This window comes from Streptomyces sp. NBC_00212 (genome assembly GCF_045206365.1).
GTDB lineage: Bacteria > Actinomycetota > Actinomycetes > Streptomycetales > Streptomycetaceae > Streptomyces.
Window position 1 is genome coordinate 1701001 of sequence record NZ_CP108115.1, and the last position, 13550, is coordinate 1714550.

The 13550-nt window shown below is 66.7% G+C and carries 8 protein-coding genes and 2 pseudogenes; 4 read left to right on the forward strand and 6 right to left on the reverse strand.

What is annotated here, in order from left to right:
• Window positions 1-17 precede the first annotated feature (17 nt).
• The 3 genes from OHA17_RS07915 to OHA17_RS07925 form a co-directional block, all read right to left on the reverse strand.
• Window positions 18-1319 (reverse strand): alpha/beta fold hydrolase, encoded by a 1302-nt coding sequence (locus tag OHA17_RS07915; protein ID WP_406505297.1) that lies wholly within the window; start codon window positions 1317-1319, stop codon window positions 18-20.
• 19 nt (window positions 1320-1338) lie between these two features.
• A complete protein-coding gene (locus OHA17_RS07920; RefSeq protein WP_406505299.1) occupies window positions 1339-2481 on the reverse strand; it encodes a tyrosine-type recombinase/integrase in 1143 nt (380 codons plus the stop codon).
• A 502-nt stretch (window positions 2482-2983) separates the two neighbouring features.
• The gene (locus OHA17_RS07925) at window positions 2984-5503 is read right to left on the reverse strand and encodes a hypothetical protein (protein WP_406505301.1); all 2520 of its coding nucleotides are present in this window, start codon (window positions 5501-5503) and stop codon (window positions 2984-2986) included.
• 556 nt (window positions 5504-6059) lie between these two features.
• Between OHA17_RS07925 and OHA17_RS07930 the strand changes: the two genes are divergently transcribed.
• From OHA17_RS07930 to OHA17_RS07940, 3 genes are all read left to right on the forward strand, one after another.
• Complete coding sequence (locus tag OHA17_RS07930) at window positions 6060-7049, forward strand: hypothetical protein (protein ID WP_406505303.1); 990 nt, start codon at window positions 6060-6062, stop codon at window positions 7047-7049.
• 658 nt (window positions 7050-7707) lie between these two features.
• On the forward strand, window positions 7708-8784 hold the full coding sequence (locus tag OHA17_RS07935; protein ID WP_406510661.1) for an ImmA/IrrE family metallo-endopeptidase: 1077 nt from the start codon (window positions 7708-7710) through the stop codon (window positions 8782-8784).
• A 3-nt stretch (window positions 8785-8787) separates the two neighbouring features.
• Window positions 8788-9951, forward strand: coding sequence for a hypothetical protein (locus tag OHA17_RS07940; protein ID WP_406505305.1), 1164 nt, complete (start codon window positions 8788-8790; stop codon window positions 9949-9951).
• 14 nt (window positions 9952-9965) lie between these two features.
• Here OHA17_RS07940 and OHA17_RS07945 read toward each other — a convergent pair whose 3' ends face one another.
• A complete protein-coding gene (locus OHA17_RS07945) occupies window positions 9966-10583 on the reverse strand; it encodes a hypothetical protein (protein WP_406505307.1) in 618 nt (205 codons plus the stop codon).
• 384 nt (window positions 10584-10967) lie between these two features.
• On the opposite strand from OHA17_RS07945, the pseudogene OHA17_RS07950 reads away from it, so the two are divergent.
• Window positions 10968-12135 (forward strand): annotated as a pseudogene (locus OHA17_RS07950) (IS3 family transposase).
• Window positions 12136-12174: 39 nt separating this feature from the next.
• Here the strand turns inward: OHA17_RS07950 and OHA17_RS07955 are convergent.
• Window positions 12175-12435, reverse strand: a complete 261-nt coding sequence (locus OHA17_RS07955) for a transposase (protein ID WP_406510662.1) — start codon at window positions 12433-12435, stop codon at window positions 12175-12177.
• 281 nt (window positions 12436-12716) lie between these two features.
• A pseudogene (locus OHA17_RS07960) lies at window positions 12717-13151 on the reverse strand (transposase); the annotation flags it as partial.
• Window positions 13152-13550: the final 399 nt, after the last annotated feature.

Genomic DNA, 13550 nt, shown 5'->3' on the forward strand with positions numbered 1-13550 from the left:
ACAGGCGCGGAATCAGGTCATCCGCGCGGGGTCGTTTCCTCGCGGATGACCGCGCCCGCGACGCGGAACGCGGCGTTCGCCGCGGGGACGCCGCAGTACAGGCCGGTCTGGAGCAGCACTTCCTTGATCTCGTCGGGGGTGAGCCCGGCGCGCAGCGCGGCCCGGGTGTGGGCCGCGAGGTCGTCGAGGTGGCCGCCCGTCGCGAGCGCGGCGAGGGCCACCGCGGCCCGGGTCCGCCGGTCGAGGCCGTCCCGCGCCCACACCTCGCCCCAGGCGTGGCGGGTGGTGAGCTCGTCGAAGTCGGTGCCGAACGCGTCGGCACCGGCCGTCTCGGCGTCCACATGGGCGTCGCCGAGCACCTCGCGCCGGATCTTCATGCCGAGCTCGTACGCGTCCGGGCTCGCGGGCGGCTCGACGGGGGCGGGGGCCGTTTCCTCGGCCGGAGCCTCGGGCTCGAACGGAACCGCCGGCGCCATCGGCGCGGGCACGGCGAGCGGCGCCGGAACCGCGGTGAGCCCCGTAGTCGAATCGGGCACAGCCTGCCAGGCCGTGGAGAAGTGGCGTACGAGGAGGTCGGTGACGGCGGCCGGCTGCTCGACCGGGGCCAGGTGGGACGCACCCGGCACCACGGCGAGGCCGGCGCCGGGTATGCCCGCGACCAGGGTCCGCGCGTCCCCGGGCCCGGTCACCCGGTCCTCGGCGCCGACCAGGGCGAGCGTGGGGGCGGTGATGCGGCCGAGCTCGGCACGGATATCGAAGGCGGCGAGCGCCTCGCAGGCCGCGATGTAGCAGGCGGGGTCGGTGGTGCGGACCATCTGCACGGCCCACTCCACGATCGCGGGCTGGGCGGCGGCGTAGCCGACGGTGAACCAGCGCTCGGGTGCCGAGCGGGCCATCGGGTCCATGCCGTTGGCGCGGACGATCACACCGCGCTGGCGGAACTCGTCGGCGGTGCCGAACCGGGGAGACGCGGCGACCAGGGCCAGCGAGGCGACCCGGTGCGGGTGGCGCAGCGCGAGATCGGCGCCGATCGCACCGCCGATGGAACAGCCGGCGTAGCCGAACCGCTGGACGCCGAGGCCGTCGAGCGTGGCGATCAGCCGGTCACCGAGCTCGGCGACGGAGTGGGCAGGCTCGGCGGGGGCACCGCCGTGCCCGGGCAGATCGAACCGGACCACCCGCCATGTGCCGGCCAGCTCGGGTATCTGGCGGTCCCACATGTGCCATGTGGTACCCAGGGAGGGGCCCAGAACCAGGACCGGAGCGTCTTCTGGCCCGTCAACGCGGTATTGCAGGGTATTCGCAGTCGTCTCACTCACCCGACCACGCTCCCACGTCTCACATTTCTCTCACCACAGGGGTCGGGAGGCCGGTGAGACCAGTCCATGCATGGGCCGCCGCACGAAGATCTTCCACGTCCGGCTTCACGTACCAGCGCTTCGTGGCCCTGACGTCGGTGTGTCCCGCCCATCGGGCGAGGAGGTGGTCAGGGACCCCATGGTTCGCCAGGTAGGTAAAGCAACTCGCGCGGGCATCGTACAAACGCACCCGCCGCAGCGCGTTCTCCGCCATAACTCCGTACGCCTGCCCGCGCAACTGCCGCACGTCGAGCGGCGCCCCGAGTTCGTCCACCAGCACGTACCCGCTGCCCTCGTACGCCCGCCCCGCCGCCAGCTCCTCAGCGGCTTGAGTGGCCTTGAAGTTCCTGAGGGCTTCTCTGACCGGAGCGGGCAGCGGAAGGCCCCGCTCGCCGGCGAGCGACTTCGTGTCTTTCTCCACCACGGTCTTGTTCCCCACCAGCGTGCGGGTGTTGGCAACGGCCAGGGTGGCTTTGTCCAGGTCGAGATCGGCCCAACGCATGCCGCACACCTCCGCCGGGCGCAGACCCATCAACGACAGGAGGAACGGGGCGTACAGCCGGTGGTCCCTCACCGCGCGTACGAAGGCATGGACCTCCGTGACACTCCAAGGCGGCACCTCGGCCTTGGCCCGCCGCTCCGCCTTGCGCGCCTTCCGGGGGATCCTGACCTCCTGGGCCACGTTCACCGCGACCAGACGCCGCGCCACGGCCCGGTTGAGGGCCTCCTTCAGCCGCGCGAGGGACATCTCTACCGAGGTCACCCTCAGACCGGGACCCGCCTTCGTGGCGCGTATGCGGCCCTCCCGAAGCGCCCACAGCATCCATGCTTCGACATCGTCCTCGGTGAGCTCTTGGAGCCGGATGTGCCCAAGCCTGCCCCGGACACGGTCCAGGGTCACCCGGTAGGTGGAGATCGTGCTCTCTTCCAGGTCTTCCGCCTTCTTGGCGAGCCACTGATCGAGCCACTCGTTCACGGTCATCTTGTTGCGCGACACGAGCGCCCCATTGTGGCGACGGACCGCAATACGTGCGTACTCGGCCTGCGCCTCCTTGAGCGTGCCGAGGGTACGGGTCAGCTGCTTACGCTTCCCAGTGGCCGGGTCGGTCCCGACGTCGACCACAAACCGGTACCGGACCTGCCCCTTCGCGTTCGGCGGCAGCTTCTTGATCGGTTCAGACAGGATCACTCACTCTCCTTGAGGGCGTGGAAAATCCACATTGGCGGCGCCATCGCTGCCTTTCAGCGAAGGGACACCGCAGTCATCAGGACAGCAGACAACAGCGCCCTCCTCGCGCGGTTTGCAGCGCTGTCTGCTTCATCCGCCACGGCTCCACTGCCAAGCACAACCGAATGCGAACACCCTCAATACTCGGGACGATCCCCGGTTTCGGTAACCGGGGATCACCTGCTATGTATCGCCCTGCACGGCGAGACCTTGCGCACCCCTGCCATATCGTTCTCGGGTCACGACCGGAACACGCCCCTGGGCCCCCGCGCGACTGGCTGGGACAGCGCGGCAGCCCGCCTCAGTCGGGCACACCTCTGGCGAAAACGGGAGGTGGGTCCCCAACTGCTTCCAGGGACCCACCCGGACCTGACGGACCTGGGTCTCATCGCATCGGTCAGACCTGCAGGATCAGCGCTTCGACCTGTTCGAGCGTCGCCATGCTGGCCTGGGCCGCGGCCCGTACCTTCGTCAGCTTCTCCATCCACTCGATCCGCTGCTCGGCCGGGAGCGCATCCTCTCCGAGCTGGACTCGCAGACGGTGAGCCTCCTCGAAATCGGTCATCAGGGTGTGGGCGGAGTCCACCGCCTGCTGGTAGCCCCCCTCAACGAGCTCGACACGGGCGGGCAGCTCCCGCCGCAGTGTGGCCAGCAGATCGCGCGGGTCGGCCAGCGGTACGCCGTGTGCGGTGGTGGCAGTGGGATCCGTGTTAGTCCCGGCGGCCGTGGAGGAGTTGGCGGTGCTTCCGGCGGCGGCCGGGACGGGGCGACCGAGCTCCACGGGGAACGTCTCGTCGAACCATGCCTTGTCGGCGACGTAGTTGGTGGGCCGTCCCTCGGTGTCAGGAGCGATCACCATCCCTGCGGTGATCGGCGTCCGGTCCTCAACCCAGTGCTGCTCCCCGTAACAGATCAAGGGCGTGCCGTCTTCCGCCTCGGGCGGCTTCATCGCGTCCGGGTGTTCCAGCACGGCCTTCGCGAATGCGAGGAGAAGAGCCCGGCTGATGTCCGGAGCGCTGCTCGCCGTGTACGCCAGTGTGAGGGCGGCGAGGGCGCTTTTGGGGGTGCGGCGTACGCCCTTGCGGCCGTCGCCCGCCTCGCTGCCCTGGCCGGGAGTGATGAACGGCTGCGGAGCGTGGATCAGGGCCGGTGCCAGCCGCTGGACAAGGGCGGCCCAGGCGGTCGCGTCGCCGGCCTCTGCCCTGAGGAAGAGCGCCTTGAGTGACCGCGGGTCCTGTCCGGCTCCCTTTGTGGTCTCTGGGACGCCGAAGAAGCCGAGGGCGGAGAGGATGTTGCCTCGGTGCAGGAACAGTTGGGCGACGGCGGCGGACCACAGACGGGTGCGTGCCTCTGCTGTCTTCGCCTTGGTCTGGCTCCACGCCGGCTCCTGCAACGTCCCCCTGACGATCGGCCAGAAACGTCCCGTGTCAGTGCGCGCGTTCGTCACCTTCGGGGTCTCGGGCGGGATCTCGGGAAATACGAGCGCAGTGATGGCGCGCACCGCGATGTCGCGGAGCACTGCCGGGGAGACGACGTCGCCCGCAGGAACAAGCGGCACAAGCGGGTCGAGTGATCCGTTGGCCGTCAGCGCGTCGCGTACCCCGGCCGGATCAAGCAGGTCCACGCCACGCGCGTCGGGGAACGCCTCGGCGAGCGCGTCCGCGAGGAGGGATTCGCGGGTGTAGGAGTCGACGAGCGTTGCGAACAGGGCGATCAGGCGCGCGTCCTCGTCGTAGGGCTGGATGCCACGCAGGTGGTCGTTGACGTTCAGCGTCCGCAGGACGTGTTCCAGTGCCGCCGGCTTGGTGCAGCCGATCACGATCTCTGCGGAGACCGTGGCGACCTTTTCGGCCCGGATGGACGGGTCGGTCGCCTCCGTTTCCGGCTTGGCGCCGGCCTCGTTGAGCCGGGCGGAGAGCCGGTTGAGGATTTCCCGCTGACTCAGCAGCAGACGTCCGGAGTCGGCCTTCTTGTCCTTCGGCATCGGCAGAAGAGACTGGGGCACTCCCGTGACCAGGTGCTCCGGACGCACGCGGAAGATATTGAGACGGGACTGCGCGCGGTTGTTCCCGGTCACGGCAGCCAGCCGCCAGAGCTTCGACACCATGCCGTCGGGGTGGGTGATCTGCCACTGCTGCAGGACATTCATACCCTTGGAGAGCTGCCCCGCGTCCACCAGCGACTCGGCGAGGTCGTAACCGCGGGTCTTCCCAGCACGCTCCAGACACTCAGCGGCGTACCGTTGCATGTGGAAGGCCACCGCGTACGGCTGCTCAGCAAGAGCCAGCGCCGCCTTCGACTCCCCGTCCTCCACCGCGGCGCGGACCACTGGACGCGGCCGTCGGCCACCGAGGGCAGTGAGGATGGCCTGACACTCGCCTTCGAGCTCCCGCACCCGGCGCTCAGCGTCCTCGTGCTTCTGCACGGCCGCCGACAGGGCCTGCGCGGTGTATGTGTCATCCCCGGCCGCGCGACGACAGGTCTCTCGCTCCTTGTCGGCGGACTTCGCGGTCTTCCTCGCCTCGTGCAGCGCCAGCTCGGCGGCGATGAGGTCCTTGACGCGCTGACTGGCCTCCACGACGGGCGGCGACCAGCAGCTGACGGTGCGGTCGTTGAGGTCCCACGGAACCACCGCAGCGCCGTGGACATCGCACATGAGCAGGAGTACCTGTTCCTCGCCGGCCTGTACGAGACGGTAGGCCGAGGGCTTGAGTACCTTCTTGCTGTTCCGGGTGGCGATCAGGCCCTTGATCTCGGTGTCCGGGAGAGCGGTGGCCAGACCCTCGGTGATCGCCTGCCGGGGAGGGGGCACGACCCCGAGTTCCGCGCAGGTGTTCTCGATGGCGTCTGCGAGGTTCCGGCCCCAGACTTCGGTGCCGATATGCGGGAAAATGCCATCAGGTCGTTTTGCGACCATGGTGTTGTCCTTCCACCCAGGCGTCCTGGGCGAACACAGAAACTCCCGCCCGTCGGGAGCGTGTCACGCGCCCGAGCGCCGAAGCCTCGTGCCGACGAGGGACAAGCCGACACCTGTGAGTGGGTGTGCGACGGTCCTCGCCCCGTACGGTCCACCTGCCAACGCCCGAAGAACGACCAGCCCAACAGCGCCTCGGCGGCACCTGGACATCTCGCAGCTTGCTCCTGCTCCGCCGATGGCGGCATGAGGCGGACGCCAGTGATGAGCCACCGACGTGCACCACGGAATCTGCCACTACGGCCGAAGATGCGGCGATCCTAAGCCGCCGAGTTCACCAGATCAGATGAAGTAGTTTGCCAACCGGCTACATTCTTACGTGGGTTGAGATAAGTCGCCGCCGCAGGGGTCCCTGGTGAGATGGCACCCCGGTACTCCTCTACGAATCTCGGCCACCCTCTGATTGGCACCGGACCTCGGCTCAAATGGTGAAGGTCACAAGCATTGACCGCGGGAAAACCTGTGTCAGCAACGGCTGTCGGCCCGCCACCATGGGTGCATGAGGGTGATCCTGGACAACAACGTGTGGTCGTACGTAGGCATCGAGGGCGCGAAGGCCGATCTCGAGGCCCTGTCCAAGAGCAAGCGTCTGTCCATTCGGACGCCACCAGCCACGCTGCTCGAGGCCCTGCGCACCAGCGACCCGGAGAAGCGGGACCGCATCATCGACGCGATGACTTCGCGACACTGGGTGCGGCTGCGTACCGAAGTCGATGTCGAGTGTGAGGAGTTCGTGGCGGAGGCGCGTCGAACACGCCCTCAGTGGGTACGCCAGCTGCCCCAGCCCGGACGGCCGGCTGACCTGCGGGATTTCTGGACGCGCGGTATCTGGCGGGAGGCGGCACGAGACAGCGCTCCGCTCGCGGCCCGCCAGCCGAACCTCACGGACACGGACGAGGACCGGGTCTTCGACGTCATGAAGAGCAACAGCCTCTCGATGCGTGAGGCCAAGTGGCACGGGGAGAACCTGTCCAAGGTCACCTACACGGCCGCCGAGGTCGCCTCGGACGCCTACCTCGCGGGCTGGCAGCGCGGAACTCACGTCGCAGGATGGCGCGCCGAAGGGCGAGACGTGTTCCGGCAGGCCCTAGACCGCCACGACCTCAAGACGTGGGCGGGGCACGACACAACGTACGGCGACTGGCTCGCCCCGTATCTGAAACTCAACCACGTGCTGCGGGACCCCGAGGACTTCACCCGGTTCTGGCTCACGGACGTCAACGAGGAACGAATGCCGCGCAATTGGCTGCGCTGGGTCTCTGGCGTCGCACTGCTCGAACACAAGGTCACCAAGAGCACCGGCCGCGACAATCAGCTAGCCTGCTATCTCCCGGACTGCGACGTCTTCCTCTCTGAAGACCGGCGCTTCGTCAGCGCCTTGCTCCGAGTTAAGGAGACGGCGCCCATGTCTCTGCCGGAGATCCACTGGGTCGACATCGAAGCGAGCGGCGGCAAGGTCGTGGACGTGATCGCAGCCGCCCTCATCTGACGGGCGCGGCGCCCAGGCCGTACAAGACGCGACTTCGCGCACTTCCAGAGACGGTCCACGCACTCGGTTCTCCTGTGGCGGCGCCGCGGTCGGCACAGGAGAACCGTAATCCTGCCCACCTGGGGCTTCAGTGCCCGGACGGGAGCCCTGAGCTCCGGTACCACCGGCGGGCAAGCAATGGGCTTGCAGCACAGCACCGGGAATCAGTCCTGCCCTTGGGGCAGCCTGGATCGCACTCCGGCCGAGCGCTACGCGCCACGCTCCGACACCTTCGTTCAGGTCGCTTCATGACCGGCATGCCCTCTTCACCGCAGTATGCGCCACGAAGTCAGGGCACACACGCGGGAGTTCGAACCAATCCAGCGGCTGACCCCGCGGCGGCTCCGCCGGTTGTGGGCCCTCCACGCGTTCACAGACGCCGTCCGCCCAGTGCGGCACGACGTGGCCGCTGGACACTCGGAGGGCTACCCCCAACCACGGTCAATGGGAGTGCAGTTGGACTGTCCGCAGTGCGTGGTATCCCTGGATACACACCACCGTGCAGATCATGCTCGGAATATTTTGAGGCATAAAACCGTGTATCCTTAGCAGAGTTGAGACTTGCCGAGGTTGGAGGTGGGCCGTGAGTGATCAGAAGGAGTTGGTCGCGGATCCCGCCATGCTCACCCTGGCACGCGACTCGCGGGGTTGGACCCAATCCGAGCTTGCTGACCATATGTCTCGCGTGGACGGCAACCGCATCACGCAGGGGTACGTAAGCCGGGCAGAAGCCGGACGGATCCCGGTCCGGGCTGAGCGGGTGTACCTGTTCGCCACCGCTCTTCGCTTCACGCCCGAAATGCTGTGCCGGGTTGCCAATACAGCCGGGGTGGGCATCGGGCTGATACACCACCGCAAGCGGGCCTCACTGGGAGCCCCCGCGCTGCGCCGGATCCACGCGACGCTGGCGCTCACCCGCCTCCAGGTCGAAGCAGTGACGCACGCGGCGGCCCTCCACCGTCCCCACCGGTTCAGGCCCATCGGGGTCAACGACTTCGATACCCCCGCGGACGCCGCGGAGACGCTGCGCGAAGAATGGAACGTTCCCGCCGGTCCCATCGACGACCTAGTCGCGCTGCTCGAAGACGCCGGCGCCCTAGTCGTCGTCCGCGATCTGGGCACCACCGAACTCGACGCCGTCAGCCAGTGGCCGCACGACCGGACACCGCTGGTGCTCCTCAACTCCACTGCTCCTGCTGATCGTTCACGTTTCAGTCTCGCTCACGAGCTGGGCCATCTGATCATGCACCGCGAGCCGGGCGAGGGACGTGCACAGGAGACGCAGGCCGACCGGTTCGCCGCCGAGCTCCTCATGCCACACGAAGTGATCCTGAGCGAGCTCAAGCCCGGCATCGACGTCGGCCGCCTCATGGACCTCAAAGCCCGCTGGGGGGTCTCCATGGCCGCCCTCATCCGGCGGGCCGTGGACCTAGGCGTGATCAGCGAATGGCAGTACCGCACGCTCATGGTCGAGTTGTCCGCACTCGGCTACCGCACCAACGAACCAATCGCCATCCGGCGCGAGACCCCGCGCCATATCCCTCAGGCCGTCATCCGGCTTGAGGGACAGCACCACCTCAGTGCGACCGAGACCGCTCACCTGGCGGGCCTGGGCCGTGAGGAGTTCCACGAGATCTACTTGTGCGCTTCTTCTCCGTCCGGACACAAGGACGTGTCGGACCCTTCTGCGAGGTGATTCATGAGCAACGCCCCCGATCCCAGGCGGCGACCGCCCGCCGTGAAGACGCTCGACCACACCGTGGCAGCGGTGCCGCTCCTGCAGGGACGCGTACTGCTGCACGAACACCCCCAGCCAATTCCCCGGCCTCGTCCTGCCCTGGATAATGACCTGGGCGGCGTGGTCATGACCGGCCCCAACGCCGACGCACGCGCCTTCCAGCTCCGCACCGACGTCGGCTACCAGGGCACTCTGCTGATCGACAGCGCCGTGTACACCGCGTACACGGCAACGGCGGAGGAACCGTTCATGGCTCCGCCCGACGAACTGTTCGGCGCCGTGGACGACTCTTTGAACTTCCAGAAGGCTCGGGGGGCAAGCGCAGCACTGACACCCACCGGCTACATACCGCCGGCGAACTCCCGTGCCCTCAAGGCGGTACTGAGGGAAGCCAACCGGATCGAGCGAGCAGACACCCTGGTCTCCCTTCCGATCGACGTCACCTGGCTAAACCGAGAGAACATCAGTCAGCTGATCGCGGTCTGCGTCAAGATCCGTCACCCCAAGGCCGTCATCCTCTTCCGCCAGTTCGACCCGCTGGAGCAGACGAAGGACGTCCCAGCCAACCTACGCCGGCTGTTCACCGAGGTCGAGCACATGTCACTGTTACGCACAGATCTCGCAGCACTCGACGTGATGGCGCATGGTGCCCTCTGCGCGGGAATCGGTGTCCGAAGCTCACTCCGCCACGCGATACCGCCCGACGAGAAGGCGCAGATAGGCAAGCGTGGTGGCGGGCCGACATATCCGCACGTGTTGATGCCGCAACTGATGTGCTTCAAGGGCGCCGAGTCACTGTCCACCCTCTACGCCAACGCAGATCCGGCGACCTGCGCCTGCGAGGAGTGCAACGGGCGGGGTCTCGACCGCTTCTTCCTGTCTGACGGCGCCACACGACGTGAGGCCGACAGCCACAACATCTTCACCTGGAGCGAATGGGTCAGCGACATGGCCAGCTACCCCGCGGGCACCGAGAGCAAGACGTGGTGGCGCAACAAATGCGCTGCGGCCGTCGACCGCTACGCACTGGAAAACCAGCGCATCGGCCTGGGCGCGAGCCCCAGGTCCGGGTTCCAAGTACCCGCGCCGCTCAGGGCATGGGCGACGCTGCCGGTCACGCCGTAGCCGGACGCGAGACCTCAGGCCAGCTGACGGTGGACGTCTTCCAGGAACTTCCAGCCGGCAACCGTATGGCGCCTGCGCACGAAGGGGCTTGGCGGCACAACAACCTCGACCGCAGCCCCCTGAACGTGCAGCAATCCGATGCCGTAGAAGTCAGCGCGCATCACAGCCTCGTCCTTACGCCGCAACACACCATCGATCAATACGGAACGAGCAGCGAATGGTGTGAACCGCTCGGCCTGCTCCATCGCCGACTCCCAGCTGCGTCCAGGCACGAACACCATGTCGACGTGGACCGGCTGGGTCGCCAGACGGATAATCAATCCATCGCGTCGCACCACCGCCCCCTTGCGCAGGTATTTCAACGCTCGACGCTCCCTGTCGCTCAGTGATCCGGCAGGAACAGGCTCACCGAGTGGCAGCGCCATCAAGAGGTTCAGAGCATCCGGTCGCGTCAGCGGAGCCATCCCCGCTGCTGCCCGTCGCTTCCGCTCGAGCGCCTCAAATCGGTAGGCCACAACGACCTTCGCCCCAAAGGCTTCCACGACCGCCAGGCTCGCATCGCGGGGTACGAGGTCGCCGGGAGCCAGCGCTCCCGCAACCACACCCAAGGGCTCTCGTGCCGCGATCGCCATCGACCAACCCGCCCTCGTCCTGCACCGACGCTCTCCCCAGCAGGGCTGTACGCGCTCATCCTTACCGCTTGCCCCGCGCCACCGGAAGCAGCCTCAACAACAAAACCAACGGACCTCAACCGGCCCTAGACACGGGAACGCGTCCAAACGAACGGCAAGGCTAGTACGGACACTCGTGCGATCGTCGGCAGCCTCCCCGGATAGCTCGACATCGGTCATCCGCCAACCTCTGGCTGCACAGTCTGCACCCACAACGGGTCGCGGACGGGCAACTGCGATCGTAACCATCTCGCGCCACGATGCCTACAGTTGTTCTGAGCCGCCCCGAAGTTCTCGGACAGTGGTCCCCGATAGGATCATGGTCAGGAACGGCGGAGAGAGTACGTGGCACCAAAGCGCAGGAAGTTCAGTCCTGAATTCAGGGACGAGGCAGTCAAGATGGTGATCGTGGAGTCCGGCCGATCGCCGAGGTCGCGCGGGAAATCCAGGTGAACGAGGGAACTCTGGGTACCTGGGTCAGCCGCTACCGGCAGGAGCACGTCGGCGAGGAACCGCCCCTCAATATCAGCGAACGTGCTCGCCTGCGTGAGCTGGAACGCGAGAACCGTGAACTGCGGATGAAGGCCGACTTTTTGGGAAAAGCGGCAGCCTTCTTCGCCCAGGAATACCGGTGACGGAGAAGTACGAGTTCATCGACGGTGAGTCCGACAATTTCTCCATACAGCGTATGTGCGCCTGGGCAGGTGTATCCACGTCCGGTTTCTATCACTCGCGTTCGCGGCCTCTGTCGGCAACCGCCGAGCGCCGCGCAGAGCTCAAGGCGATCATCCAGCGGGTGTTCGCCGACTCGCACGAAACCTATGGTTACCGGCGCGTCCATGCAGCCCTGGAGCGGATGAACGTGCAGGCCGGGCCGGAGCTGGTCCGCGCCCTCATGCGCGAGCTGGGTCTGGTACCATGCCAGCCCCGCCCGTGGCGGACCACGACCATCGCCGACGAAACGGTGTCGGCCACGCCCGACTTGATGGCCCGCGACTTCACCGCGGATGCACCGGGACGTAAACTGGTCAGCGATATCACATATGTTCACAACTGGGCTGGGTTTCTGTATCTCGCGACGGTCATTGGCTGTCACACTAAGGCCGTGGTCGACTGGGCGATGGCTGACCACATGAAGACATCGCTCATATCGGACGCACTCAACATGACGGCACGGAACATCGACCTCGCCGACGGCTACATATTTCATTCGGATCGCGGCAGTCAATACACTTCCCGAGAACTCCGGACGAAACTTGGTCCGTTGGGGCTCAGAGCCTCCGTCGGCCGTACCGGAGTCTGCTGGGACAATGCCATGGCCGAATCATTTTTCGGGGCCCTGAAAAATGAGCTTGTACATCGAACGTCGTTCCCGACGCACGCGCACGCTCGCCAGGCAATCGTCCGATACATCGAGATGTTCTACAATCACAAACGCCTCCACTCCGGCCTCGGCTACCGAACCCCCGCAGAAGTGCACGCCGAGTACGAAGAGTTGCAGGCCACAGCATAGAAACCCCTCAACGTCACTGTCCGAGGAACGCAGGGCGGCTCAGTCCTGGGTGCGCGGGTCGACCCGCAGACGGGTGAACACGATGCGATGGAGCGCGGCATTGGCCTGACGGTCGCCACCACGGTTGAGGCGACGGTAATGCCGGCATCCCGAGGAACGCTCGACAGGACTGACCCCGCACAGCGCAGCAAAGGACGCCTCACTGTCCAGGCGTTCCGGGTTGTCCCCACCGTGATCAGCAAAGCGAGAGCCGTGTCCGGACCGATCCCCACCACTTCGAGCAGCTGCAGGGCATGACATTCCACGAGCCGGGCCAGACGAGCGTCCATATCCCGGATCTGCTCGGAGAGCTGGCCGATCCGGTGAGCCAGCAGCCCCAGCGTGATCCGAGTGGCCTGCAGAACCGACTCCTCGCCGACCTCCTCGTGACCGCTCACGTCGGCGAACCGCGCACAGGTACGGAAGAGTTCGGCATTGCCCAGTCCGGCCAGCTCTTCTCGCAAGGCTGGGTCAGCGGTAATGAGGACGGACTTGAGCTGGTTGATGGCCTGGGTACGGGCTTTGACGGCCGACACCTTCGTGAGTTTGTACATTCTCGCGATCTGCACCGGCCCGTCGCCCCCTTTGGCCCGGGCGCGGGCCCGCCCGCTCAGCACGGCTCGCGCCGCGTTCTGGGCATCGAGCGGATCCGATTTGCCGCGCAGACGGCGATCTGCCCCGTCCATCCGATTCACGTCAAACACGTCTATGCCCTGGGCCAGCAGATAGCGCGACAGGGACGCCCCAATGGAGCCGGTCCCCTCCACCCCGGCCCGCCCCACCACACCCAACTTCCTGGCCCACTTCAGCAGATCGCGGTATCCAGCCGCGGTCGCCGGGAACTCGGCAGTGGCACGCACCGTCCCCATCATGGAGAGCACCGCAGCCACATGCGCATCCCGGTGCGTATCCACTCCCAAAACCACCTCCCCCGCAGGGCGACGACGGGTCTGCGGAGCAGGCGACCTACTGGACATGCCCGTTCCCCTTCCGGTCCGATGGTGCGTCGCGTTGCCGGCACCGGGCCGCGTCGGGCGGTCAGAATCGTGAGGACGCCACAACAATCGGCAGGCCCCTATCGGGACACACCCCGCCAGCCCGGCACCGACAACGCACCATCCCCGGCCAACAGCCGACACTGCGTGACGAGGGCACTTCGGTCAAACATGTCATGAGTCAGACCCCAGACCCGGGACAGCACCCGCCCATCCTCCCGCCCCTCACAACACATCGACCCCCGTGCTCAAACCTGATCGTCAATCGAGACCATTCGACAGCCGACGCCCAGTACCGACAGGGCATGCGCAAACAAGAACAGTGGCTATGCGTGTTCTGCCCGCGCTGAGGATTCGGCGCAACACGCTGGATCGGCACTT

Coding starts and splice junctions, on each gene's coding strand:
- OHA17_RS07945 (WP_406505307.1), bottom strand. CDS start 10,583: ATGGCGATCGCGGCACGAGAGCCCTTGGGTGTGGTTGCGGGAGCGCTG.
- OHA17_RS07925 (WP_406505301.1), bottom strand. CDS start 5,503: ATGGTCGCAAAACGACCTGATGGCATTTTCCCGCATATCGGCACCGAA.
- OHA17_RS07935 (WP_406510661.1), top strand. CDS start 7,708: ATGCTCACCCTGGCACGCGACTCGCGGGGTTGGACCCAATCCGAGCTT.
- OHA17_RS07940 (WP_406505305.1), top strand. CDS start 8,788: ATGAGCAACGCCCCCGATCCCAGGCGGCGACCGCCCGCCGTGAAGACG.
- OHA17_RS07930 (WP_406505303.1), top strand. CDS start 6,060: ATGAGGGTGATCCTGGACAACAACGTGTGGTCGTACGTAGGCATCGAG.
- OHA17_RS07955 (WP_406510662.1), bottom strand. CDS start 12,435: ATGTCATGCCCTGCAGCTGCTCGAAGTGGTGGGGATCGGTCCGGACAC.